Origin of the sequence: Phytobacter sp. MRY16-398, from assembly GCF_003925915.1 — a bacterium.
In the GTDB taxonomy this organism is placed as follows: Bacteria; Pseudomonadota; Gammaproteobacteria; order Enterobacterales; family Enterobacteriaceae; genus Phytobacter; species Phytobacter diazotrophicus.
In genome coordinates this window covers 4,543,211-4,568,334 of record NZ_AP018756.1, presented here as the reverse complement: position 1 = coordinate 4,568,334, position 25,124 = coordinate 4,543,211, and the positions used below count along the sequence as shown (strand labels likewise).

The following is a 25,124-nucleotide window of genomic DNA, read 5'->3' as shown; positions in this document are numbered from 1 at the left end:
CATAAAGGCGATATGGTAGCGCGTGCGGATTGCCCCGACCAGCTTCTTCACCGCGCCGGTGCGGGTAGCCAGGCCTGGGTAAAATCAAACCAGCCACGGGTGTTCAGGCGAATGCCTTCTACGCCTGGTGGCGCGCTAATCCGATACTGATAATTAAACAGCGGTGTCAGTATGGCCTCATCCATCAGGTGGCTGAATACCGCCTGCAACGCCTCGCTACGCGCAGTTTCGTACGCCACGCTTTGCACGGCATCGAGCGTAGCCTGCAAATGGGAGAATTGCGCACGGCTGAGTACATTGGGCCAGACCGGGTCGCAGCGCAACCACTGTTCCAGCGCATATTCCGGGGCTTCGCCAATCAGCCTGTCGCCCATCAGTAAGTCTGCCTGCGCCAGCGCACTGCACCCATCCCAGGTTTTCGCATCATGAAAAATCAGCGTGACATCGCAACCCAGTTCCGCCAGATAACGTTTGAACTGTTGCGCCATGGTGTGTAATTCCACCGGCAGATGGTAAAGCAGGGTTAGCGTGGGCGGTAACTCAACGCTCTCTTCCGGTGGCCACTGCGGAATCGTCCAGCCAGGGAGAAGTTCTTTACTGGGGGTAATGAGGTTTTCATCCAGCGGCAGTGTCTCCAGCAGCGACGTCTGATGGATGATTTGCACAAGGCGTCGTGACTGTGCCGGGGTGAGATTCGCGCCAATACGCTGTGTCAGATAACAAAACCCAAGGCTGACACTGTTACTCACTTGCTGCAAATGCACGAGTTCATCAGGCTCGCCAATCGCAATCTGCACCGGGTGGCGACAACTGGTCCCGAGATTCTGCTCAAAAAGCTGCGGTGTAATCCAGAACTCCACCGCTTTCAATAATGGATGAGTGAGGTGGTACTGCTCATGACTTTCCAGTCTGACCAGTTCCTTACTGAATGAGGCCAGACGGAACGGCCCGGTACCGATTAGTGGCATTTGCGGATGCGCCAGCGTGGTGGCATAGCTGGCAAGCCGGTGCGCCAGCCAGAAATCCGGATGGTGCAACGTAAATGTCAGACAGTGGGAATGGGTAGCCTCCACGCTTTTGACGCTGGCGAACAGCGTCCGTAAGGCGGGCAGTTCAAGGAGTAGCATGAAACGTGTTTGCAACTGGCGAACATTCACGACATCGCCGTTATGCCAGTGCAACGTCGTGCGGATATGAAACCGCCAGGTCAGCTTGTCCTCGCTAATATCCCAGTGATGCGCTAAATCCCCCTGCGGTAAAAAGCTATCGTCAACGAAACGCGTCAGGCCAGAGAAGATTTGCCCGGCAAGATGCTGTTCCGCCCGACCGGGTAAAAAACCCTGCCGTAGCGGCTCCAGAGGGCGGTAGTAAGGAATGCGTAACGTCGGGGTATCGTTTTGCCAGAGCCCGCCAAGGAAGGGGTTCAGTAAAATGCGCAAATCTTCCGGCGCGAGCTGCGCCAGCGCCAGCGCGTTTTGCTGCTGGCCCTCATTCAGCGCCTGCTCCATCATCTCCTGGCGCAGGGATTCCGGCGTCCGCAAAAACTGCAACGCTGCACGCTTACCCCGCCCGGAGCGGGAATCCCAGTTCAGCCAGCCGGCTTCCTGCATCTGGCGTAATAGCGTACGCATATGGCGTTCGCTGCAAAAACAGCGTGCGGCAAGTTCGGCCACGCTGACCTGTTGCGCTTCTCCTGATGAGACCTGCCAGAGGCGCTGGTATTGATTGAGTCTGTTAAGGAGTCGCATAAACCCGGAACAATTCTCTCTATCTGCTCACTATTACTTCCGTATATATCAGGCAATACTTCTGCGCAATACACGGCGATCACATCTGGAGATGAAATATGGCCCGGCTGGCTGCTTTTGATATGGACGGTACTTTGTTGATGCCCGATCACCGCCTTGGTGAGCAAACTGTAGCAACGCTGCGCCGTCTGCGTGAACGCGACATTACCCTCACTTTTGCGACCGGCAGGCATGCGCTGGAGATGCGCAAGCTCATCGACATCCTCGCGCTGGACGCTTTTTTGATAACCGGTAACGGTACGCGCGTCCACTCTCTGGAGGGGGAGCTTTTACATCGCCAGGACCTTGATCCCGAAGTGGCTGAACTCGTACTGCACAGCAAATGGGATACGCAGGCCAGCATCCATGCGTTTAACGATGACGGCTGGATGACGGATAAACCTGTCCCGGAGGCGTTGGACGAACATATCTACAGTGGATTCACTTACCAGTTGGTGGATCTCAAGCGACTGCCTGCCCATGACGTGACCAAAATCTGTTTTGTGGGTGAACATGACGACCTGTGCCGTCTGCGGATCCAGATGAATGAAGTGTTAGGCGGACGCGCCAATTTATGCTTTTCCGCCTCTTACTGTCTGGAGGTATTACCGCTCGGCTGCAACAAAGGTTCGGCATTGACCATGCTCAGCTCGCTGCTGGGCGTGCCGATGCAGGATTGCATGGCGTTCGGCGACGCCATGAATGACAGAGAGATGCTGGCAAGCGTAGGGCGCGGCATGATCATGGGAAATGCCATGCCACAGTTGCGCGCCGCGCTTCCACACTTACCGGTTATCGGACACTGCCGCGATCAGGCCGTGTCGCACTTCTTAACGCATTGGCTGGATACACCTAATCTTCCTTATTCCCCCGAATGATGAGATCTTTTCCAGCGGCCAGGTGTGAATGCCTGGCTTTTTTATTTTATCAGCGAGTTAATTTCTTCCCGCCACGGGCGAATATCGCCGATATTGGCTTCGACCCACTGCGGGTTGTAGTAGGTATCAAGATAACGTTCACCGCTGTCGCACAACAGGGTCACGATAGAACCGCTTCGCCCCTCGTCGCGCATACGCGCCGCCAGTTGTAAGGCTCCCCACATATTGGTGCCGGTCGATGCGCCAACCCGACGCCCTAATTGTGTCTCCAGCCATTGCGCCGTTGCCACACTGGCGGCATCCGGCACTCGCAACATCTCGTCCACCACGTCAGGAATAAATGACGGTTCGACGCGTGGTCGGCCAATGCCTTCAATTTTGCTTCCCACCGAGGAACGCAGCCTGGCGTCTCGGGTCTGCCAGAAATCGAGAAACACCGAGTTTTCCGGATCCACGACCATCAGTTCGGTGCTGTAGCCCTGACAGCGAATGTAACGCCCGATAGTGGCCGATGTGCCACCCGTACCTGCGCTCATGACGATATAGTCCGGCACCGGATGCGGCTCGTTTTTCATCTGGCGAAAAATGCTATCCGCAATGTTGTTATTACCGCGCCAGTCGGTGGCGCGCTCGGCATAGGTAAACTGATCCATATAGTGGCCGTTCAGTTCACGCGCCAGGGTTTCTGAGGCCGCATAAATCTCGCAGGCGCTCTCCACGAAGTGACAGCGACCACCGTAAAATTCAATCTGCTCGACTTTTCGTTTTGCCGTGCAATAAGGCATAACGGCAATAAACGGTAATCCCAGCAGACGGGCAAAATACGCTTCTGATACCGCCGTTGAACCGGATGACGCTTCAATGATGGTGGTGCCTTCTTTAATCCAGCCATTACACAGGCCATAGAGAAAGAGTGAACGCGCCAGACGATGTTTGAGGCTTCCGGTTGGATGCGTACTTTCATCTTTCAGATAGAGTCTGATGCCGGGGAAAGCAGGCAGCGCGAGACGGATCAGGTGCGTGTCCGCAGAGCGCTGATAATCGGCATTGATTTCGTTAATGGCGTGCTTAACCCAGTCACTGTTCATACATCGTTTCCATTTATCATTTTGTGCCCAGATTAGCGGAAAACGCAGGAAAAATTGTTGCCATTTAAACTTTGAAATAGACTGTTAAGAGAAAAACTTTCTCCGGAAAGGCGTAATGCTAGATAAAATAGATCGTAAGTTGCTTTCTTTGCTCCAGCAGGACTGCACACTCTCTTTGCAGGCGCTGGCGGATGCCGTTAATCTGACCAGCACGCCATGCTGGAAACGACTAAAGCGGCTTGAGGAGGAGGGTATCCTGCTCGGACGGGTAGCCGTGCTGGATGCGGAGAAACTTGGCCTGAGCCTGACCGCATTTGTGCTGATCAAAACCCAGCATCACAGCAGCGACTGGTACTGTCGCTTCACCGCCGTGGTCTCGGAAATGCCGGAAGTGCTTGGATTCTGGCGTATGGCGGGGGAGTATGATTACCTGTTACGCGTTCAGGTTGCGGACATGAAACGTTATGACGACTTCTACAAAAAACTGGTCAATAGTGTACCTGGCTTGTCCGATGTGACATCCAGTTTTGCGATGGAACAGATAAAATACACCACGGCTTTGCCCATTGAATAACCCTCCCGGCGGTAGCCGGAAAACTCACGTTCAGGATGTAACCGCGTGCGATTATTTGCTCAGTTAAGCTGGTACTTTCGCCGGGAGTGGCGACGCTATCTCGGTGCTGTAGGCCTGCTTATCATTATTGCGATTCTACAACTCGTCCCGCCTAAGGTGGTGGGGATCATTGTCGATGGCGTTACCCGCCAGCACTTTACCGCATCGCAGATCATGATGTGGGTCGGGACACTGGTGCTGATTGCTATCGTCATCTACCTGCTGCGCTATGTCTGGCGCGTCTGGCTGTTTGGCGCGTCCTATCAGCTCGCCGTCGAGCTACGCGAAGATTTTTACCGCCAGCTCAGCCGCCAGCATCCGGAATTTTATCTGCGCCACCGTACCGGCGACTTGATGGCGCGCGCTACGAATGACGTTGACCGGGTGGTGTTCGCCGCCGGGGAAGGCGTGCTCACGCTGGTGGATTCACTGGTGATGGGCTGCGTGGTGCTGGTGGTGATGTCCACGCAGATTAGCTGGCAACTGACGCTGTTGTCGCTGTTGCCAATGCCGATTATGGCCATTTTTATTAAACGTTACGGCGACCAGTTGCACCAGCGCTTCAAGCTGGCGCAGGCGGCGTTCTCCTCGCTGAACGATCGTACTCAGGAGAGCATGACCAGCATTCGCATGATCAAGGCGTTTGGTCTGGAAGACAGGCAGTCGGCGCTGTTTGCCGCGGAGGCCGCCGATACCGGGGCGAAAAACATGCGTGTCGCCCGCGTCGATGCCCGTTTTGATCCGACCATTTATATTGCTATCGGCATGGCAAACCTGCTGGCGATTGGCGGCGGGAGCTGGATGGTGATTCAGGGCTCGCTCACGCTGGGGCAGCTTACCAGCTTCACCATGTATCTTGGCTTAATGATTTGGCCGATGCTGGCGCTGGCCTGGATGTTTAACATCGTTGAGCGCGGCAGCGCCGCCTATAGCCGTATTCGCGACATGCTGGCGGAAGCGCCGGTGGTGACCGACGGTACCGAACCGGTTCCGGAAGGGCGCGGTAGCCTGCAGATTACGATTCGCGAATTTACGTATCCGCAAACGGCACAGCCGATTTTGAATAATGTGAATGTCTCCCTGTTACCTGGCCAGATGTTAGGGATTTGCGGGCCAACGGGGGCGGGTAAATCCACCTTGCTCTCTCTGATTCAGCGCCATTTCGATGTTGAGCAGGGGGACATTCGTTTTCATGGGGTGCCGCTGACGCAACTAAAACTGGATGACTGGCGCAGCCGCCTGGCGGTGGTGAATCAGACACCGTTCCTGTTCTCCGACACTGTCGCCAATAATATCGCGCTGGGTAAACCGGGGGCGACGCAGGACGAGATTGAACATGTGGCGCGGCTTGCCAGCGTGCATGAGGATATCCTGCGCCTGCCGCAGGGCTATGATACCGAAGTCGGCGAGCGCGGCGTAATGCTCTCCGGCGGGCAAAAGCAGCGTATCTCAATTGCCCGCGCGCTGCTGCTGAACGCAGAGATTCTGCTGCTGGACGACGCGCTCTCTGCCGTAGATGGCCGCACCGAGCACCAGATTCTACATAACCTGCGTCAGTGGGGAGAAGGGCGTACAGTAATTATCAGCGCCCATCGCCTGTCGGCGCTGACGGAAGCCAGTGAGATATTAGTGATGCAGCATGGACATATCGGGCAACGCGGGCAACATGAACAGCTTGCGCGCCAGCCCGGCTGGTACCGCGATATGTATCGCTATCAGCAACTGGAAGCGGCGCTGGATGACACACCAGAGGAGGCGGTTGATGCGTAAGTTAGTGCAACAGTGGCCTACTCTGAAACGTTTGCTTGTCTACGGTTCTCCCTGGCGCAAACCGCTGACCAAAGCCGTCGTGATGCTATGGATCGCGGCGGCGGCGGAAGTGTCCGGACCGGCGCTGATCAGCTATTTTATCGACAATATGGTGGCGAAAAGTTACCTGCCCGTTGGGCTGGTGGCGGGGATGGTCGTTGTCTATGTCGGCCTGCAGGTGCTGGCGGCCGGGCTGCATTATGCCCAGGCGCTACTGTTTAACCAGGCCGCCGTCGGCGTGGTGCAGCGGTTGCGTACCGATGTGATGGATGCTGCCCTGCGACAGCCGCTGAGCGCCTTCGATACCCAGCCGGTCGGGCAGATCATTTCGCGCGTGACCAACGATACCGAAGTGATCCGCGATCTCTATGTGACGGTGGTGGCGACAGTATTGCGCAGTGCGGCGCTGATTGGCGCGATGCTGGTGGCGATGTTCAGCCTCGACTGGCGTATGGCGCTTGTCGCTATCTGTATCTTCCCGGCGGTTATCATCGTGATGTTGATATATCAGCGTTACAGCACGCCAATTGTGCGCCGTATGCGGGCTTACCTGGCGGATATCAACGATGGCTTCAACGAAGTCATCAATGGGATGAGCGTGATCCAGCAGTTTCGCCAGCAGGCGCGCTTTGGTGAGCGCATGGGATCGGCAAGCCGCTCCCATTACCTGGCGCGAATGCAGACGTTACGTCTTGATGGCTTCCTGCTGCGTCCTTTACTGAGCCTCTTTTCCGCGCTGGTGCTGTGCGGCCTGTTAATGCTGTTTGGCTTTAGCTCGGCTGGCACGATGGAGGTTGGGGTGCTGTATGCCTTTATCAGTTATCTTGGTCGCCTGAATGAACCGTTGATTGAGCTGACGACCCAGCAGTCGATGCTCCAGCAGGCGGTAGTGGCCGGGGAGCGTGTCTTTGAGCTGATGGACTGTCCACGCCAGACCTATGGCTACGACGATGAGCCGCTAAAAAGCGGGTCTATTGATATCAACGATGTCTCGTTTGCCTATCGTGATGACCGTCTGGTGCTGCAGGACATTAGCCTGAATGTACCTGCCCGCAGTTTTGTGGCCCTGGTGGGGCATACCGGTAGCGGTAAAAGTACGCTGGCAAGCCTGCTCATGGGCTACTACCCGCTGACCAAAGGAGAAATCCGCCTGGATGGCCGGCCACTTTCCGCGCTGAGCCACAGCACATTGCGTAAAGGAGTAGCGATGGTGCAACAAGACCCGGTGGTGATGGCGGATACCTTCTTTGCCAACGTCACGCTGGGGCGTGATATTTCCGAGGAGCAGGTCTGGCATGCGCTGGAGGTGGTGCAATTGGCCGGGCTGGCGCGCGAAATGCCGGAGGGGATTTATACCCGCCTTGGCGAGCAGGGGAATAATCTCTCCGTCGGGCAGAAGCAACTGCTGGCGCTGGCGCGTGTACTGGTTGATACGCCGCAAATTCTGATTCTGGACGAAGCAACGGCGAATATCGATTCAGGCACCGAAAAGGCCATTCAGCAGGCGCTGGTGGCGGTCCGGCAGCACACGACACTGGTCGTGATTGCACACCGGCTGTCGACGATTGTCGAGGCGGAAACCATTCTTGTCCTCAATCGCGGTCAGGCCGTTGAACGTGGTACGCATCAGCAACTGCTTGAGGCAAAAGGGCGCTACTGGCAGATGTATCAACTGCAACTGGCAGGGGAGGAGCTTGCCGCCAGTGTTCGAGAAGAATCGCTAATCGCCTGATGCACCAAAATTAAGCATGCTACTAACAGGCTCCGCTGTTGGTGCAAAAAAGTAACGCACCACGCACTGTCGTGGTGCGTTTTTCTTTTCCAGGAACAATCTGAACCATTCCCATTTTCATCGCTGCGCTATGACATCCTTCTTAGACGGCTTAACAGCCTGAAATTTTCCCGTTTTTCATTTTTGGCACACCGCTTGCAATATCTCATGCGTATTAGCTGCGGCCATTATCGATTTTCGACTGGAGGGGGATCTATGAAGCTGGTTACCGTTGTAATTAAGCCATTCAAACTGGAAGACGTTCGTGAAGCGCTGTCTTCAATTGGTATTCAAGGGTTAACCGTGACCGAAGTGAAAGGTTTCGGACGTCAGAAAGGACACGCTGAGTTGTACCGTGGTGCGGAGTACAGCGTTAACTTCCTGCCAAAAGTGAAGATTGATGTGGCAATTGCTGACGATCAGCTCGATGAAGTCATTGATGTCATTAGCAAAGCCGCCTACACCGGAAAAATTGGCGACGGCAAAATTTTCGTTGCCGAGCTGCAACGCGTCATTCGTATTCGTACCGGCGAAGCCGACGAAGCGGCACTGTAATACCTGGCACACAGTGAGGGGATGGGTAAAATGAAGAAAGCACTATTAAAAGCGGGTCTGGCCTCGCTGGCATTACTGCCGTGTCTGGCTATGGCAGCCGATCCGGTTGTCGTCGATAAAGCCGACAATGCCTTTATGATGATTTGCACCGCGCTGGTGCTGTTTATGTCAATTCCGGGCATCGCCCTGTTCTATGGTGGTTTAATCCGCGGTAAAAACGTCCTTTCTATGCTGACACAGGTTGCGGTTACGTTCGCACTGGTGTGCGTGCTGTGGGTGGTTTACGGCTACTCTCTGGCCTTTGGCACTGGCGGCAGCTTCTTTGGTAGCTTCGACTGGGTGATGCTGAAAAATATTGAGCTGAAAGCGCTGATGGGCACCATCTATCAGTACATTCACGTTGCGTTCCAGGGCTCGTTTGCCTGTATTACCGTCGGCCTGATTGTCGGTGCGCTGGCAGAACGTATCCGTTTCTCCGCAGTACTGATTTTCGTCGTGGTATGGCTGACGCTGTCCTACGTGCCGATCGCACACATGGTTTGGGGTGGCGGTCTGCTGGCAACCCATGGCGCCATGGATTTTGCGGGCGGTACAGTCGTTCACATCAACGCAGCCGTTGCAGGCCTGGTGGGTGCTTACCTGATTGGCAAACGCGTCGGTTTCGGTAAAGAAGCGTTTAAACCGCACAACCTGCCGATGGTGTTTACCGGTACGGCAATCCTCTATTTTGGCTGGTTCGGCTTCAACGCCGGTTCTGCAAGCGCTGCGAACGAAATTGCGGGTCTGGCTTTCGTTAACACCGTCGTGGCAACAGCGGGTGCGATCCTCTCCTGGGTCTTCGGTGAGTGGGCGCTGCGCGGCAAACCGTCTCTGTTGGGTGCCTGTTCTGGTGCGATTGCTGGCCTCGTGGGTATCACCCCGGCGTGTGGTTACGTTGGTGTAGGTGGCGCGCTGATCGTGGGCATCGTTGCAGGTCTGGCGGGGCTGTGGGGCGTTACCGCGCTGAAACGCTGGCTGCGTGTTGACGACCCGTGTGATGTCTTCGGTGTTCACGGCGTGTGCGGTATCGTAGGTTGTATCATGACAGGTATCTTCGCAGCCACTTCACTGGGCGGCGTGGGTTATGCCGAAGGCGTGACCATGGGCCATCAGGTTCTGGTACAACTGGAAAGTATCGCCATTACTATCGTATGGTCTGGTATTGTCGCCTTTATCGGTTACAAACTGGCTGATATGACAGTGGGTCTGCGTGTTCCGGAAGATCAGGAACGCGAAGGGCTGGACGTCAACAGCCACGGCGAGAACGCCTACAACGCCTGATCGAACTGAGTTATCTCCTGAGCAACATAAGCCTCCCCATTGGGAGGCTTTTGTTATTGTACTGCGGTCAGACCGCCGCATCGCGGTTACGCATTACCCCTTCCTGGACGGTAGAGGCGACCAGGACGCCATCCCGGTTGTAAAACTCTCCGCGGACAAAACCGCGTGCGCTCGATGCCGAGGTACTTTCCACACTGTAAAGCAGCCAGTCGTTTAAATCGAAAGGGCGATGGAACCACATGGAGTGGTCGATGGTTGCCACCTGCATGCCTTTTTCGAGAAAACCTACGCCATGGGGCTGGAGCGCAACCAGCAGGAAGTGAAAGTCAGACGCATAGCCGAGCAGGTATTGCTGGACGCGTAAATCCTGCGGCAACGTGCCATTGGCGCGCATCCAGACCTGGCGGGTTGGCTCGGCGACGTGTCCTTTTAGCGGGTTGTGAAATTCCACGGGGCGAATTTCAATCGGTTTGTCGCCGAGAAATTTCTCTTTTACCAGCGGCGGTAAAAACGCAGACAGCTCGCGGGCAATTTCCGTTTCGGATTTCAACGACTCCGGTGCTGGCGCATAAGGCATCGCCTTTTGATGCTCATAGCCCGGTTCCGGTGCCTGGAATGACGCCGTCATATAAAAAATCGGTTTCCCGTTTTGAATGGCCGCCACGCGACGAGCGCTAAAACTATTACCGTCACGTAACACTTCGACGTCATAAATAATGGGTTTCTGGCTATCGCCCGGACGCAGAAAATAGCTGTGAAACGAGTGCACCAGCCTGTCTGCCGGTACGGTTTCTTTCGCCGCGTATAGCGCTTGCCCAACCACCTGACCACCGAACACCTGGCGCAGACCTAAGTCTTCGCTCTGCCCTCGAAACAGACCTTCCTCTATTTTTTCCAGATTCAACAATGACAGCAGATTTGTAAGCGCCTGACTCATAGGTGTCCTCAATAAAAATAAAACCGACGCAGCGGATTCCTTGATCAGTATAACCTGGAAATAAAAGTGGTCCGATGGGTGCAATAATCTGAATAGATGGGGGTTTGCAGGCAAAAATCAGTGACATGTGCCACACTTGAACACGTTACGATGGTCCAACCACACATTCTGGCAGAAAACATTCTTGCTGGTGCATAGAAGATAAGGAGAACTCATGAAACTCGTGCACATGTTAAGTGGTTTAGCAGTCGCTGTAGCGCTGACTGCCTGCGCAAAAAAAGCCGCAGACATTCCAACGCCTGCACCAAACCCGCAGGCACCTGCGGCGAGTACGGCGGCGATAACCCAACCTAACGTCTCTGGTACGGTATGGATCCGCCAGAAAGTGGCGTTACCGCCTAATGCGGTCCTGACCGTCACTGTCTCTGACGCCTCCATGGCCGATGCGCCGTCTAAAGTGATTGCCCAAAAAGCGGTTCGCACCGAAGGTAAACAGGCGCCGTTTAGCTTTGTCTTGCCGTTTAACCCGGCAGACATCCAGCCTAACGCGCGTCTGCTGCTGAGTGCGGCTATTACCATTGATGACAAAATGGTCTTTGTAACCGATACGGTTAAACCGATCATTAACCAGGGCGGTACGAAAGCTGACCTGACACTGGTTCCGGTCCAGCAGACCGCTATTCCATTGCAGTCAGGCGGTGGCGCGACAACTACCGTGCCTTCAACATCCCCAACCCAGGTAAGCCCTTCTACGGCAACGCCTGCACCAACGCAGATGTAATGTGCGTGCCTCCTCTCCTGCGGGAGAGGAGGTTTCAGTAAATCCAGCGATAGCGCTGCATATCAATTTGTCCATTGCCGGATACCGCTACACCTTCTTCCATTAATGCCTGTCGCTGACGTTGTAAATCCGGTCCGCTTAATGAAATTGAGCCGTGGCGATTAACCACCCGATGCCAGGGTAAAGTACTGCCCTCCGGTAAACGCTTTAGCACGCCACCGACCTGTCTGGCTGCACGTGGCGACCCCGCAAGCCTGGCGACATCACCATAGGTTGTGACATAGCCCTCTGGAATCGAGGCGACGATTTGCCATACCCGCTGTGGAAAAGAATCGTGATTATCCATACTGCCTTCCTGACTGACGAAAGGTCAGCATAAACAGCCTGGTCGTGACTGTGAAGGGGAGATTGCGCAAGAAATCGGCATCCGTCAGGGTGCGGCTTGCAATTGCGGCATGGGACATGGATAATGCGCCAGCGCGTTGGTTAACAACGCTCTCAATGGGGGCTCTGTTGGTTCTCCCGCAACGCTACTTTGTTTACCAGGTCAGGTCCGGAAGGAAGCAGCCAAGGCAAAGGACGTGTGTGCCGGGATGTAGCTGGCAGGGCCCCCACCCATTTCTGGTAAGTGCATGATATCCATCATGTAACCCTCTGTTTTCGTGCATTGAAACGGCGGTGATACAACTTTCGTGTATCACTTAGGACGCTAATCAATGTCGCATCTGATGCTTTCCCGTCACGGGATCTGGTACTACCGCAGGGTCTACCTGACACCTCGGAAACGCCGTGAAATTCGTATTTCTCTTCGCACACGTTCCAAGCGTGAAGCTTTGCTCCGTGTGGAGAAATATCTCACCTCACAACCTTTCCACTGCGTTCCGCAGTCCATCCCGGCACACACTGCAACCCCGTCTGCTTCCTTCCAACAACCACAACAGAAAAAGCCTTTCAAGAGCCTGAAGAGCGAGCTTGATAAGTACACCAAGGCTAAAACAGGAGAGGTTGGTGAACGGGAAATACTGACGATCAATAGGTGCGTAAATGCATATCTGAATTCTACAAAAGAGCCTTTCAGCAAACGAAGCGCGGCGGCGTTTGTTGATGGCCTTGAAGGTTCAGCATCCACCAGAAACCGTTACATCAAAAAGAACTCGGCGTTTTTCAAATGGCTTGCAATTCGCACGGATGATGAGATTCGAAACCCATTTGAGGGGATGGGTGTTAAGGAAATAACCGCACCAATGGATCGCCGTCCAGCATACACGCTCAACGATCTGAAACGATTGCACATTGCTTTACATGGCGTGAAGGATTGGAAACGGTGGATCATTCTGATTGGTCGCTATTCGGGGATGAGGCAGAATGAGATCTGCCAGCTTTACCACAATGACGTGATGAAAGTTGACGGAGTTTGGTGCTTCCGTGTTGATAACTTGAATCCGAATCAGACGCTTAAAACGGACAGTTCGCGCCGATTCGTTCCGATCAATTCGCAACTGCTGACACTTGGTCTACTTGATTTTATCAAAGAAAGAAAAGGCCATCTGTTCCCGGAGCTAACATTGCATCTTGGGAGCTATGGTCACTATTTCAGCAGTTGGTTTACGAGGTTCAGAGGCAAGCATAGCCTGCCTGAATATCATTCACTGCGCCACTATGCCGCCACAACATTTAAACAGAATGGCTTCCCTGAACAGTTCGCTTCGCAGGTGCTCGGACACTCGAACGCAACGATCACGTACAACCGATACGGGAAGGGGATTGCTGTCAGGACGCTCGTCGAGTTAATTGAGGTACTCTAAAGTTATCTGGATAAGCAAATTCACGCTGGTTCCAAAGGGGATAAATACGCTTCGAAAATCTTGAGTGCCAATCATAACCCCTTTAAATATAGAGGTTTTGTGATCCGTGTTGTTTTAGCGAGGTTTCCAAAAGTGATAGTCTGGAAATCATGCTAATGCACTATTGATGGGGGTAGGATAATTATGCCAACTCGTAGAATCGCTTATGCATATTACGATCCTGATTGGATTAAAGGCGAGCATACGCTTCTCGCCCTCAAAAGGAATACTGTCGAGCCGCTTGCTTATTCACTGTCTATGAAAGGATATATTTTTTGTCCTTCTTGCTATGAACATATAACTCGAGTGCCTGCCGATCCTGACAAGGGCATGACTACGAATGAAGTTCCGGCCTATTACAAACACCTTAAAGATGATAATGCGCCTTTCTGTAGTTTGAGATGTGGCCCCATTCAGTACAAAAAATACGCATCTCAAGAGGATGCAAAAAAAGCCGTTGAAGATGAAGAGCTTATAGTCATAAGCGGTTTTCTCGAGTCTCGTCCTGATAACAATCCAAGGATCGATTCTGAGGGCAGTGAGGTACCTGTCGATTCTCATTTTGAGAGAAAAAATGGCAAAGAGGTTTCATTGCCTATTTCCCGCCATCATGGTGAGTCTTTCAAGGTTCCGAGCCAAGTAACTAGTGTCCAGTCTTTATGCGTTAATTTCGATCATAATTATTACCGTGAGATTTACCTTGTTGGCGCAGATGGTAAAGCAAAGCGCTACAGATTTTGTGACTCACTAAAAGAAATCAATGACATAACTGAGGGTTCTCCTGATCCAGCATTCTTTTTTGGTACGTTTTGGAAAATTGAGACGTTTACAGGCCATAGTAATGTCTGGTTAAAGATCAACCAAGGAACATCATTTAGGGATTTCAGAGTACGTATCACTAATGATACCGCTGAAGGGAGAGGATTTTTTAATGATAAAAATCGTGGGAGGATAACCGTTTTTTATAGTCGAGTAGATGAGGTCGGCATGGGTTATATGACACCCCAGTTAGGGTGGGGGGAGGTGGCACTTTTGCCTGCAAAATATGATGATTTTTTAATCAGTGATTATGCGTCATCTCGTAAGGACAATCATTAATTTTCGATTGGTGTGAGGAATCGACAAGATTATAAGCCCTGCTGAAGCAGGGTTTTTTTATGTGTAAAGCTGACCGATAAGGCGGCTTCGTTCGACCATACGTCAGGTATCTACAGCGCCAGGATTGTCTTGTGTCGCAGACTGTATCTCACTTTGTGTAGCAGATAAAGTCAGTTAAGAAGCAAAAAACTTGCAGGGGCGAAACCAGCTAATCTGCTGAAAATTGAAACAAATATTTATTTTGAAAGGTCGAAATTTGAGGGTGTAGATAAAAATCAGCTATACGCGAGAAGCGGAGTTTCAGTACCGGTTGGCTTAACAAACATCGCAGCATGTCAATGAGCTGGGAGAAAGCCAGTAAGAAAATAAATATGAAGCTGTAATGACTTTTCGATAATCACTTCTTGATTTTGTCATAATATTTATGTTGAAATCATGAAGTGAAACTACCGGAGAGACTTTCATGGCCATGCCTTACTGTATCCTGCATACCGAAGCTGATTCAGATGTTGTACTTAATGGACTGGGCTTTTCAGAAAACGATATTCATGCTGCTCTGACATCTGCTTTGTACGAGCGCCGCAAATCCAGCAAGCTACACCCCGCTGTCGATGCAGGGTTCCGTTTCTGGAGTGAAATGGTTGCCGCGACACGCCGTGTACTAATTGGTAAGGGTAACGGCTGGTCCCCTGAAGTGGTAAAGCGAATGGAAATGGTCGCTAACTCAGCGAGAGGGGTTAATCTGATTATCACCTCGGGTGACAGACACACCGGGCGTCCTGATGGATTGCCGAAAACCAAAAATGCCAAAGGTGAGGCAACGCGCTCGATTGTTCACAACAATCCTGGCACAGTTGATATGTTCCAGACGGATGCATTGTATTCAGGCAAATCTGAAATCACTCCGATAGATAGCACTCGCACTTATATCGTCCTGTACTATTATGATGCGGCTAACAAAGAGGTTCGCTGCGAGGTGTCTTATCCGGTAGGAATGGTGAATCAGGACGGATTTGCCCGCGTAAGCGCATGGAGTGAGCGTATTATTTTGAGTCCTCTGCCATTTGAAGGTGCGGATATTTTCCCTGATGAGGATTTCAATGATGACATATCAATTACTGTTGAAAGCAAATGAGTAACCCTGTTGATGACGGTAAACGTCTTTTTAATCCATCCCGGCTCAAGCTGGCACGGATCAGACGCAAACTGACCCTAAAAGAACTGGCAGAAAAGATGGGACTTTCCAGCCGTATCGTAATTGAGTACGAAAAAGCCTATTGCCTATATGAACCCACGCCAGAGACGGTCCAGGCGTACGCTAGGGCTCTGAAATACCCAGAGTCCTTTTTCTTCGGGGATGACGTTGAAGCAATCGATCCACTGACGGTTTCATTCCGTTCTTTGCGCACGACAAAAGCCGCCGACCAGCATGCGGCAATCGGGGCTGGTGCGCTGGGAGTTATGCTGAGCGAGTATTTCAGCACCCGTTTCACTCTGCCGCAGCCTGAATTGCCGAATCTTCGTGGAAGTGAGCCTGAGATCGCTGCTCAGGCGGTGCGCGAAGCTTGGGGTATTGGCAAGAAGAGCATCACCAACGTTGTTCATCTTCTGGAGAAGCACGGCGTTAAGGTGTTCTGGCTCTCGGAGGAAACGGCGAGTATCGATGCATTTTCGTTCTGGAAAGATGATGTCCCTTACATCTTCCTGAACACTCGTAAATCAGGTGAACGCAGTCGTTTCGATGCGGCACATGAACTTGCTCACCTGGTGCTCCACCGTCATGGTGACGTCAAGGGGCAAGATGCAGAGCGTGAAGCGGATGCTTTTGCGTCGGCATTTCTGATGCCCTTGGAAAACGTGATGGCTGTTAAGATGACGTTGCCGACGTTCGACAAAATCGTGCAATTGAAATCGCTCTGGAAAGTCTCGGCGATGGCTCTGATTGTCAGAATGCGAAATCTGAACATGCTTACAGAATGGCAGTACAACAGTCTGATGCGCGATGCGACGGCAAAGGGGTATCGAACCGGTGAGCCGGGAGGAATCGAGCGTGAAAGATCGCTCATTATTGAAAAAATGATGACCGCTCTGGCTGGTAACGGCATTAATCTGACTCAATTGAGTGATGAGCTTAACGTGCCTCTTGATGAACTGAGTAGCCTGCTTTACGGTGTGGCGGCAATTAGAGGTGGTAATTGCGGAACATCAAGCTCACTGTCAAAGGCCTCTCTCCGTCTGGTGTGAAAAGCTATAAGCCGTTAGAGACCGTCTTTAGCGGCTTATTATTGATCGCCAGTGGGCTCACCGCAGTCATCCTTCTGAGCAATAACCTTCATTTTCGATGTTCGACACATTCTTATACATAATTTACTCACTTTCGACCGTGTTGAAACTTTTGCTATATGGGCAATGTTTCGACTTCGTGACGTAGGTAAAGGTGTAAATACTGTTGGAATAGACACACAAGGTTTGCCCGTTCGCCGTGGTTGACTGCTCCGGGTTGCTCATAGTTATACGCCCGGCATTGGCACTGAACGCAGCAAGAATAAATCCCATCAACAACACTCTTCTTACCATCTCTTAACCTCCATTGCAGTTGATTTCTGCCGCCTTCCTGCAAGCGGTGTATGTAGGATGCATCTCGATCATTGATCTGTAAAAAACGATCAATAATATAATTTCGATCGATAAAATCTATTGTTAATGGTAACGATCAAGTCTGCATACAGGAAGAAGCATGAAAAAAATTATTGGGTTGTCTCTGGCGTTCTGCGCTTTCTCGTCCGTAGCTGGTGATGCTGCCTCAGGCGAAATCCAGCCATATCCTGAATACCTGTCTGCCTATGTCAAAACGCTTGTTACAGCCAGTTGCGACCAGGTACTTTCAGATGATGGAAAGAACTCCATTGATAGAGTCATCAAATCCATCAGCACCAGCGCCACCAAAGGAATGACTACCGACACGGAAAGCTACTACGCTGTTTACAATTCAATCGTCTTTGGTGCTGAGATGGGGGATAAGCTAAAAAATGCTAAGAAACAGAAAATGATTCTGGCAACGAAAGACAAAATTGGAATAGATAGTTGCGGTGGTGTTGGTGCTTATGCATTGATACAGAAGGATTTTAGAAAGATGACCCTTACGGGGCTAATGCCTTTAGCCACGCAAGCTGGTGTCGTAAAACCGAATGCGACAACTTCTGACGAAAGCGTGTATCGGACTACGGCGAAAGAGCTGGTTAAATTGTATAAAGCTAACGAGGTAGCCGCCGATGACAAAATTGGTGGTCGTAAGGTCGAAATGACCGGAATTGTTCAGGATATAACAAAAAATATCGCGAATGATGTCGTTCTTAAACTTGAAAGTGGTAACCGCTTCATGCCTGTCAGCCTGAGTATGGCTGATTCAGAGATGGCGCAGGCGTCGAAGCTGAAGAAAGGGCAGAAGATCACCGTGACTTGCGAAAAGATGCAGCTATTCATCGGTGCGCCGTCTGGCGGCAACTGTACGTTTAATTAGTTGTATTAACCTGACACAGCTATGACACAGGTCTAAACCTAATCTGACAGGCAGCTTAGTGCCAATAGCGGACGTTGCTAATACCACGGCATATAAATTAAAAGAGAGCGATCACTCCGCTGTTGGTTGGATACTTTGAACCTACCTAGTTGTAGTGGCACACTAAATTGTGAACTCTTGCCGGAGCGTGATCAAAAACTATGATCCGCCAGTGTTCAAGTACACAGGGGAAAATATGGTCGCTTTATCTTCTTGTACGGAGGTATCTTTAAGGACTGCGGTTAGTCGTCCGTATTATGGTTATGTTAAAAAAGCCGTAAAAGATGAACAGCCAGAAGACCTATTTACAGTCAAAGGCAGCAATACGAATCTCCAACCACTGATTGAAGAGGTTGGGCGATCCTACATGGTAGTGGAAAATGTAGCTTAGATGGAGTTTGGTCAAAAGCCATACAAAGCCGGGTCAGCCCCGGTTTTTTTGTGTCTGTCGCATGAGAAAACGGCTTGCCAGTGTATACTTTTGGTGATACAAAATCATTGTCCCACCGCTTTTTAGTGCATTGAAATACATAGGTTTTATTAGAAAAAGCTTAGCTGGCAGGGCTCCCACCCATTTCTGGTACCTTCTTTTATCTTGCCCTCTGTGCGCTTTCTGTTTTATGGTCAATTTACCGCCGTTTATGCAGAAAGGATGCCTGTGACCACACCGCAACTCGCCACCGAACGATTACTCCTTCAGCCGCTGGTTTCCGCCGATGCGGAACAAATTCAACGTGTCTTCCCTCGTTGGGAGATTGTGCGTTATCTGATTGGCACGATCCCCTGGCCTTATCCGGACGATGGCGCTGCCCAGTATGTTAATCATGTCGCTTTGCCAGCGGCAGAAGCGGGAAAGGGCTGGTACTGGACGATTCGGCGTAAAGCCGAGCCAATGCAACTTATTGGCGTTATATGTCTGATGGACCTGCCCGATAATAATCGCGGATTCTGGCTGGTGCCAGAGTGGCAGGGGCAGGGCCTGATGTCAGAAGCCAGTGATGCGGTGACGCGCTACTGGTTTGAGGAATTAGATAAAGAGGTGCTACGTGCGCCAAAGGCTGCCGTGAACACACGCTCAGTTAATTTTTCGCAGCGTAGCGGTATGCGTCTGGTCCGTCGCGAAAAAGCACACTATGTGGCGGGTGAACTGGATTCCGAACTTTGGGAAATCACCCGCGAGGCGTGGCGGGATTTACAACGCTAACTCAGCGGTTGCCTCCGGTAACGGTGCTGCGCGATTTTTGAATTTCCATGGTGTTGCCTGCGGAGGAAACCAACGCCGTTTTATTAGGGTAGAGATCCATATCCTGCATCTCTTTTTGCTAAGTGATAATTAGCGGTTAAGGTTCTTCTTATTCGCATTATGCTAGTGCTGGCGAAGGGCAAGTAAAGCAATTTGCTGACTCGTTACACCAACGCTACCTCGAAAAAACACGCCACCGTCACCCCTTTCCGTAGCTGCCGTTATCCATTGCCAACCATTAATAATGCATTGTCATATATTTGAAATATTACTTTCACTTAAATGTCATAAAACAAGGTTAAAATATTTGTGGATATTTTTAATTTGTCATAAGCTTTTAATATAACTCTGGATCAGTATGTTAACTTCGTGTATTAATACTTTGCTAACTTCACACGGGAAGGGATAATCATGACCAGTGCGGTATTGAACGTCAAAATTGATCAGACGTTAAAAGAAAAGCTCCGTCATTACGCAGAAGAAAATAATGAGAACCTCAGTACGGCGACTGAAAAACTGCTGCTGTTGGCGTTTCAGTCAGTTGAACAGGGCGGAGTATCGGAAGAGGATATCGATAACCAACACCTTGAAGAAGAAAGTACTGCTCCATTAAATCCAAAAGAGATCAAGGCATTACGTAAACTTCTGAAGAAGAAAAAATGAACCAACAACTGCTCTCAACGGCCAGCAATTATTGCGAGGCTTGTGACCTGTTACGATCAGGTTTTGTTAAACATGTCCGTCTGAACTGGAATATTGGTAGCGATGAGTTCTTTCGCATCGCTACCGACTGGTGTGATGCTGGCGCAAAAATAAAAAAAGAAGGCGATAGTTTCGTTATTTCTATTAAAGGGTTTCCTATTCCGCGTCAGCAGTAATTGTATTGTCATGAAACTGTCATTTAAATTGCGCTCAGTTTTGTGATGATGATACAAAATATAATTCAGTTGTAACCATCTCATCATCACGGACGATGTTTACGACGGGCCAGTCTGGCTCGTCGACATTTCTTATCCCCGCTTTGTTTCCCTGACGCGTATAGCTTTGCTGGCATTTCTTACACCTGCATAACAGTTGCTGACGTAATCGGGTACACTGACGCGAAATCCGTCGCCAGATGAGTGCCATGAAAACCATTACGCTCTATGATGTCGCCCGCCTTGCCGGGGTCTCTTACCAAACCGTTTCGCGCGTTATCAATCAGGGCGAACATGTGTCTGCCCGGACGCGGGAGAAAGTGCTGGCGGCGATGGCGGAACTGCACTACATCCCCAATCGCGGGGCGCAGCAACTGGCGGGGAAACGGACCAAAACGCTGGGTCTACTGACTTCCGACCTGGCTCTGCATGCTCCCTCTCAAATTGCCTCGGCGGTAAAATCCCGCGCCACACAATCCGGCGTGAATGTGATCATTTCCATGCCGGAAGTGCAGGACACCCGGGGATGTACTGCTGCGTTGCAGGATCTACTGGCCCAACGGGTCGATGGGCTGCTGGTTAACGTTCCGCTGGATGATGAACAGGCAGAGGCCTTATCGGCACTGGCAGGCCCGGTGCCGGTCCTCTTCCTTGATGTCAGTGAAACGGCGGCCGTCAACAGTCTGATTTTTGATGCAGACCAGGGGGCACGGCTTGGCGCTGCGCACTTGCTGGAGCAGGGGCATCAGCGTATTGCGTTGCTGGGGGGGCCGCAGTCATCGGTCTCTGCAAGGGCAAGAATGTCAGGATGGCTGGCGGCACTGGCGGAGTCGGGGCTATCGCCCTGTGGCTGTGAATACGGCGACTGGAGCGCGGCATCCGGCTATGAAAAAGGGCATCTGCTTCTGGCGGCAGATACGCCGCCGCAGGCTATCCTGGTCGCCAACGATCAGATGGCCCTTGGCGTGATACGTGTCTGCGCGGAGCGGGGCTTAACCGTACCGGGCCAGATTTCAGTGGTCGGTTATGATGATACCGCCGACAGCGCCTGGTACTCACCGCCGCTCACGACCATCCGCCAGGCGTTCAAAATCGCGGGCGAGCGTAGCGTAGAATGGCTCCTTGCACGCCTCGCCGGTGACGATATCGGGATTGGCCAGACGCGGCTGCCGGTAACGCTGGTGGAGCGCGCCTCGACCTCACCGGTAACATCGATTAACGTCAGTGGCGAAACGCTGGCCAGACGACTGAATGAGCTGGCACAACTCGCAGCGCAGCTCGATCGGCGTTAACGCTTTTGTGATCCTTTTCGCTTTGCTGCTCGTAAACCCTTTACGTTAGCGCTGATTCGGTGCATTGTGCATAAAATTGTGAGCGCTTCGCAAAATGAGGTCAATATGTCTGTTTCCGCGTTAAGTTCGTTATTCGCTCGTCGGGACTGGGAAAACCCGGTCATCACGCACTGGCACCGTTTACCGGCGCACGCGCCAATGTCAAGCTGGCGGGATGTGGGCGAAGCGCTTCGTGATGAGGTCCCGTCAACCCGTCGTTTACTTAACGGCGACTGGCAGTTTAACTTCTTTTCATCACCCGAATCTGTACCGGAAAGCTGGATCACGGCCGATCTCACCGATGCGGTGCGAATGCCGGTGCCGTCGAACTGGCAGATGCAGGGCTTTGATACCCCCATTTACACCAACGTGACCTATCCCATCGCGGTGAATCCACCGTTTGTACCGCAGGACAATCCGACCGGTTGTTACTCGCTCACATTTGATGTCGAAGAACAGTGGCTGACGAACGGGCAAACGCATGTTGTTTTTGATGGGGTTAACTCCGCGTTTTATCTCTGGTGTAATGGCCAGTGGGTCGGCTATTCCCAGGATAGCCGCCTGCCTGCGGAATTTGATCTGAGCAACGTGCTGGTGGCCGGGGAAAATCGTCTGGCGGTTATGGTGCTGCGCTGGTGCGATGGCAGTTACCTTGAAGACCAGGATATGTGGCGCATGAGCGGCATTTTCCGTGATGTCTCCCTGCAACATAAACCCCATACCCGCATTGCCAATTATCACTACACCACCCAACTGAATGCGGAATTTACCCACGCGCAATTGCAAACGGAGATAACGCTCGCCGGGGAATTTGCTGGCTGCCAGGTGGTCGTCGCCTTGTGGCGAGGGGATGAGAAAATCGCTGAGGCCAGCCAGAGACCGGGTAGCGCAGTGGTGGATGAGCGCGGAGCCTGGGCCGAGCGCGTAAGCGTGACGATGCCCGTTGAGCGACCGCTACTGTGGAGCGCGGAAACGCCTGAGTTGTATCGTTTGACGATGGCGCTGTATGACGGTGAAAACCATCTGCTGGAAGTGGAAGCGTGCGATGTGGGCTTCCGCCATGTTGAGATCAGCGAAGGGTTGCTGAAACTGAACGGTCAGCCGCTGCTGATCCGTGGCGTCAACCGCCATGAACACCATCCGGAAAACGGTCAGGCGATCGATGAAGCCACGATGCGCCGCGATATCGAACTGATGAAGCAGCACAATTTCAATGCCGTACGCTGTTCACATTACCCCAACCACCCGCTGTGGTATCGCCTGTGCGATCAGTACGGGCTCTATGTGGTGGATGAAGCAAACATTGAAACGCACGGCATGGTACCGATGAGCCGTCTGGCGGATGATCCGCAATGGCTACCGGCGATGAGCGAGCGTGTTACCCGCATGGTGCAGCGCGATCGTAACCATCCGTCGATCATTATCTGGTCGCTGGGAAATGAATCTGGTCATGGCGCGTCGCATGACGCGCTCTATCGTTGGGTGAAAACCACCGATCCAACACGTCCGGTACAGTACGAAGGCGGTGGCGCCAATACTGCGGCAACAGATATCGTCTGCCCGATGTATGCCCGCGTCGATCAGGATCAACCGTTCCCGGCGGTGCCGAAATGGTCGATAAAAAAATGGGTCGGAATGCCGGATGAAACCCGTCCGCTGATCCTTTGTGAATATGCGCATGCCATGGGCAACAGCTTCGGCGGGTTTGCCAAATACTGGCAGGCTTTCCGCGCTTACCCCCGTCTGCAGGGCGGGTTTGTCTGGGACTGGGTTGACCAGGCGCTGACCAAACTCGATGAAAACGGTGAGCCATTCTGGGCCTATGGCGGTGATTTCGGCGATACGCCAAATGACCGACAGTTCTGCATGAACGGGCTGGTCTTCCCGGACAGAACCCCGCACCCGGCGCTCTATGAAGCGCAACGCGCCCAGCAGTTTTTCCAGTTCCAACGGGTCAGTACCTCACCGCTGGCAATCGAGGTAACGAGCGAGTATTTATTCCGTTCGACGGATAACGAAGTTCTGCGATGGTCTGTTACCCGTGATGGCGAGGTGCTGACGCAAGGGGAGGTGGTGCTGGCGATTGCCCCGCAGGGAACCCAGCGTATTGAACTTAACTGCCCGCCTTTGGCCGCGCAATCGGGGGACGTCTGGCTGAATGTGGATATCTATCAGCGTGATGCGACAAGCTGGTCACCCGCCCAGCACCGCTGCGCCTGGGATCAGTGGCAACTGCCGACAGCGCTCGCATTACCAGGAGAAAAAGCCGCACAACCGCGGCCCGCGTTACAGACTGACTCTGCACATTTCGTGATTGAACAGGGCGGGCATCGCTGGCAGTTCAGCCGGACGAGCGGCCATCTGACGCAGTGGTGGCGTGATGGTCAACCGACGCTCCTTGCGCCGGTACTTGATAACTTTACCCGCGCTCCGCTGGACAATGATATCGGCGTCAGCGAGGCCACGCGCATCGATCCCAATGCGTGGGTGGAGCGCTGGAAAGCGGCGGGAATGTATGACCTGACGCCAGTGTTGTTGCAGTGCGAGGCGCTGGAAAACGCCACCGATGTGGTCATCGCCACGCGCCATGCCTGGCAGTACAACGGGCAGACGCTGTTTATCAGTAAAAAAACCTGGCGAGTGGCTGGCGATGGCGTTCTGCATGGCGATGTTCAGGTGCAACGCAATCTGGATGTGCCGCCGCCTGCGCGTATCGGCTTGCAGTGTCAGCTTGCTGAGGTTGCAGAGCAGGTCAGTTGGCGGGGACTTGGGCCGCATGAAAACTACCCGGATCGCAAACTGGCCGCGCGGCAGGGTCGTTGGACATTACCGCTCGCGCAACTGCATACGGACTATATTTTCCCGACCGAAAATGGCCTGCGTTGCGACACGCGCGAGGTGAATTATGGTGCGCATCGTCTGAACGGGCAGTTCCACTTTTCCCTGAGTCGCTACAGCCAGCAGCAATTAAGGGAAACCTCTCACCGCCATTTGCTGCGCGAAGAGGCCGGATGCTGGCTGCAACTGGATGCCTTTCACATGGGGCTCGGTGGCGACGACTCCTGGAGTCCGAGTGTGTCCCCGGAATTTATCCTCAGCGACGATGTCGTGCGCTACACCTTCTGCTGGTCTCAGGGCTAAACTTAGTCAGCCAGACGCAGCGGGAATCGTCCCGCTGCGCGGTTCACTTCGGAGGCTCACTCATGAAGTATGTCGATGGGTTCGTGGTGGCGGTTCCGGCAGATAAGAAAGACGCTTATTTGCAACTCGCGGCCAGGGCCGCCCCGCTGTTTAAAGCGTTTGGCGCAACGCGGATTGTGGAGTGTTGGGCCGACGACGTTCCGGCTGGAAATTTCACCGACTTTCGTCGGGCGGTAAAAGCAGAAGATCATGAAGAGGTGGTTTTTAGCTGGATTGAATATCCCTCTAAAGAGGTGCGCGATGCCGCCAATCAAAAAATGATGGCCGATCCCCGCATGCGTGAGCTGGGAGACCAAATGCCTTTCGATAGCAAGCGTATGATTTATGGCGGCTTTGTCCCATTGCTGGACGAATGAGCCTCAGGACACTTCTCTAACCATCCCCTCTGGCGT

Annotated in this window: 23 protein-coding genes and 1 other RNA gene; 19 read left to right on the top strand and 5 right to left on the bottom strand. The window is 52.6% G+C overall.

Annotated elements, in window-relative coordinates:
* Positions 1-47 precede the first annotated feature (47 nt).
* Positions 48-1,748, bottom strand: coding sequence for an SgrR family transcriptional regulator (locus MRY16398_RS22445; protein WP_125125214.1), 1,701 nt, complete (start codon positions 1,746-1,748; stop codon positions 48-50).
* Between the two features lie 98 nt (positions 1,749-1,846).
* Between MRY16398_RS22445 and cof the strand changes: the two genes are divergently transcribed.
* Positions 1,847-2,665: an HMP-PP phosphatase gene (gene cof, locus MRY16398_RS22440; protein WP_041852492.1), complete on the top strand. Its 819-nt coding sequence runs from the start codon at positions 1,847-1,849 to the stop codon at positions 2,663-2,665.
* A gap of 41 nt (positions 2,666-2,706) precedes the next feature.
* On the opposite strand, the gene MRY16398_RS22435 is transcribed toward cof, so the two are convergent.
* On the bottom strand, positions 2,707-3,753 hold the full coding sequence (locus tag MRY16398_RS22435) for a PLP-dependent cysteine synthase family protein (RefSeq protein WP_041852491.1): 1,047 nt from the start codon (positions 3,751-3,753) through the stop codon (positions 2,707-2,709).
* A 115-nt stretch (positions 3,754-3,868) separates the two neighbouring features.
* Between MRY16398_RS22435 and MRY16398_RS22430 the strand changes: the two genes are divergently transcribed.
* The 5 genes from MRY16398_RS22430 to amtB all read left to right on the top strand — a co-directional run bounded on the left by MRY16398_RS22430 (position 3,869) and on the right by amtB (position 9,821).
* Positions 3,869-4,327, top strand: coding sequence for an Lrp/AsnC family transcriptional regulator (locus MRY16398_RS22430; RefSeq protein WP_041852490.1), 459 nt, complete (start codon positions 3,869-3,871; stop codon positions 4,325-4,327).
* A 45-nt stretch (positions 4,328-4,372) separates the two neighbouring features.
* A complete protein-coding gene (locus MRY16398_RS22425) occupies positions 4,373-6,136 on the top strand; it encodes a SmdA family multidrug ABC transporter permease/ATP-binding protein (RefSeq protein WP_041852489.1) in 1,764 nt (587 codons plus the stop codon).
* Positions 6,129-7,907, top strand: coding sequence for a SmdB family multidrug efflux ABC transporter permease/ATP-binding protein (locus MRY16398_RS22420; protein WP_125125213.1), 1,779 nt, complete (start codon positions 6,129-6,131; stop codon positions 7,905-7,907). Before MRY16398_RS22425 ends, MRY16398_RS22420 begins: the two co-directional genes overlap by 8 nt.
* A gap of 255 nt (positions 7,908-8,162) precedes the next feature.
* Positions 8,163-8,501, top strand: coding sequence for a P-II family nitrogen regulator (glnK, locus tag MRY16398_RS22415; RefSeq protein ID WP_002891893.1), 339 nt, complete (start codon positions 8,163-8,165; stop codon positions 8,499-8,501).
* A 30-nt stretch (positions 8,502-8,531) separates the two neighbouring features.
* Positions 8,532-9,821: an ammonium transporter AmtB gene (gene amtB, locus MRY16398_RS22410; RefSeq protein ID WP_041852487.1), complete on the top strand. Its 1,290-nt coding sequence runs from the start codon at positions 8,532-8,534 to the stop codon at positions 9,819-9,821.
* Between the two features lie 67 nt (positions 9,822-9,888).
* Here amtB and tesB read toward each other — a convergent pair whose 3' ends face one another.
* The gene (gene tesB, locus MRY16398_RS22405) at positions 9,889-10,758 is read right to left on the bottom strand and encodes an acyl-CoA thioesterase II (RefSeq protein ID WP_041852486.1); all 870 of its coding nucleotides are present in this window, start codon (positions 10,756-10,758) and stop codon (positions 9,889-9,891) included.
* Between the two features lie 214 nt (positions 10,759-10,972).
* Here tesB and MRY16398_RS22400 point away from each other — a divergent pair, with 214 nt between their 5' ends.
* Positions 10,973-11,539 carry a YbaY family lipoprotein gene (locus tag MRY16398_RS22400; protein WP_071195825.1) on the top strand — a complete coding sequence of 189 codons (567 nt, stop codon included), beginning with the start codon at positions 10,973-10,975 and terminating at the stop codon, positions 11,537-11,539.
* A gap of 34 nt (positions 11,540-11,573) precedes the next feature.
* Here the strand turns inward: MRY16398_RS22400 and MRY16398_RS22395 are convergent, their stop codons facing one another.
* Complete coding sequence (locus MRY16398_RS22395; protein ID WP_041852484.1) at positions 11,574-11,885, bottom strand: MGMT family protein; 312 nt, start codon at positions 11,883-11,885, stop codon at positions 11,574-11,576.
* 165 nt (positions 11,886-12,050) lie between these two features.
* On the opposite strand from MRY16398_RS22395, the gene ffs reads away from it, so the two are divergent.
* The 5 genes from ffs to MRY16398_RS22370 all read left to right on the top strand — a co-directional run bounded on the left by ffs (position 12,051) and on the right by MRY16398_RS22370 (position 16,725).
* Positions 12,051-12,147, top strand: an RNA gene (gene ffs / locus MRY16398_RS22390) — signal recognition particle sRNA small type.
* A 108-nt stretch (positions 12,148-12,255) separates the two neighbouring features.
* Complete coding sequence (locus tag MRY16398_RS22385) at positions 12,256-13,344, top strand: site-specific integrase (protein WP_125125212.1); 1,089 nt, start codon at positions 12,256-12,258, stop codon at positions 13,342-13,344.
* Positions 13,345-13,527: 183 nt separating this feature from the next.
* Complete coding sequence (locus MRY16398_RS22380; protein WP_003021675.1) at positions 13,528-14,481, top strand: hypothetical protein; 954 nt, start codon at positions 13,528-13,530, stop codon at positions 14,479-14,481.
* Between the two features lie 463 nt (positions 14,482-14,944).
* Positions 14,945-15,616, top strand: coding sequence for a hypothetical protein (locus MRY16398_RS22375; protein WP_125125211.1), 672 nt, complete (start codon positions 14,945-14,947; stop codon positions 15,614-15,616).
* Positions 15,613-16,725, top strand: a complete 1,113-nt coding sequence (locus tag MRY16398_RS22370; protein WP_125125210.1) for a helix-turn-helix domain-containing protein — start codon at positions 15,613-15,615, stop codon at positions 16,723-16,725. Before MRY16398_RS22375 ends, MRY16398_RS22370 begins: the two co-directional genes overlap by 4 nt.
* A 123-nt stretch (positions 16,726-16,848) precedes the next feature.
* Here MRY16398_RS22370 and MRY16398_RS31050 read toward each other — a convergent pair whose 3' ends face one another.
* On the bottom strand, positions 16,849-17,058 hold the full coding sequence (locus MRY16398_RS31050) for a hypothetical protein (RefSeq protein WP_049086740.1): 210 nt from the start codon (positions 17,056-17,058) through the stop codon (positions 16,849-16,851).
* A gap of 160 nt (positions 17,059-17,218) precedes the next feature.
* Here MRY16398_RS31050 and MRY16398_RS22360 point away from each other — a divergent pair, with 160 nt between their 5' ends.
* The 7 genes from MRY16398_RS22360 (at position 17,219) to MRY16398_RS22325 (ending at position 25,088) form a co-directional block, all read left to right on the top strand.
* Positions 17,219-18,001: an OB-fold protein gene (locus MRY16398_RS22360; RefSeq protein WP_075808736.1), complete on the top strand. Its 783-nt coding sequence runs from the start codon at positions 17,219-17,221 to the stop codon at positions 17,999-18,001.
* 691 nt (positions 18,002-18,692) lie between these two features.
* Entirely contained in the window at positions 18,693-19,244 is a 552-nt protein-coding gene (locus MRY16398_RS22350) for a GNAT family N-acetyltransferase (protein ID WP_108702368.1), read from the top strand.
* Between the two features lie 450 nt (positions 19,245-19,694).
* Positions 19,695-19,946 carry a hypothetical protein gene (locus MRY16398_RS22345; RefSeq protein ID WP_041852482.1) on the top strand — a complete coding sequence of 84 codons (252 nt, stop codon included), beginning with the start codon at positions 19,695-19,697 and terminating at the stop codon, positions 19,944-19,946.
* Positions 19,943-20,161 (top strand): hypothetical protein, encoded by a 219-nt coding sequence (locus MRY16398_RS22340; protein ID WP_041852481.1) that lies wholly within the window; start codon positions 19,943-19,945, stop codon positions 20,159-20,161. The genes MRY16398_RS22345 and MRY16398_RS22340 overlap by 4 nt, the downstream gene beginning before the upstream one ends.
* Before the next feature lie 248 nt (positions 20,162-20,409).
* Complete coding sequence (locus tag MRY16398_RS22335) at positions 20,410-21,492, top strand: LacI family DNA-binding transcriptional regulator (RefSeq protein WP_125125209.1); 1,083 nt, start codon at positions 20,410-20,412, stop codon at positions 21,490-21,492.
* A 105-nt stretch (positions 21,493-21,597) separates the two neighbouring features.
* Positions 21,598-24,672, top strand: a complete 3,075-nt coding sequence (locus MRY16398_RS22330; protein WP_125125208.1) for a beta-galactosidase — start codon at positions 21,598-21,600, stop codon at positions 24,670-24,672.
* Positions 24,673-24,734: 62 nt separating this feature from the next.
* Positions 24,735-25,088 (top strand): DUF1428 domain-containing protein, encoded by a 354-nt coding sequence (locus MRY16398_RS22325; RefSeq protein WP_041852478.1) that lies wholly within the window; start codon positions 24,735-24,737, stop codon positions 25,086-25,088.
* Positions 25,089-25,124 lie beyond the last annotated feature (36 nt).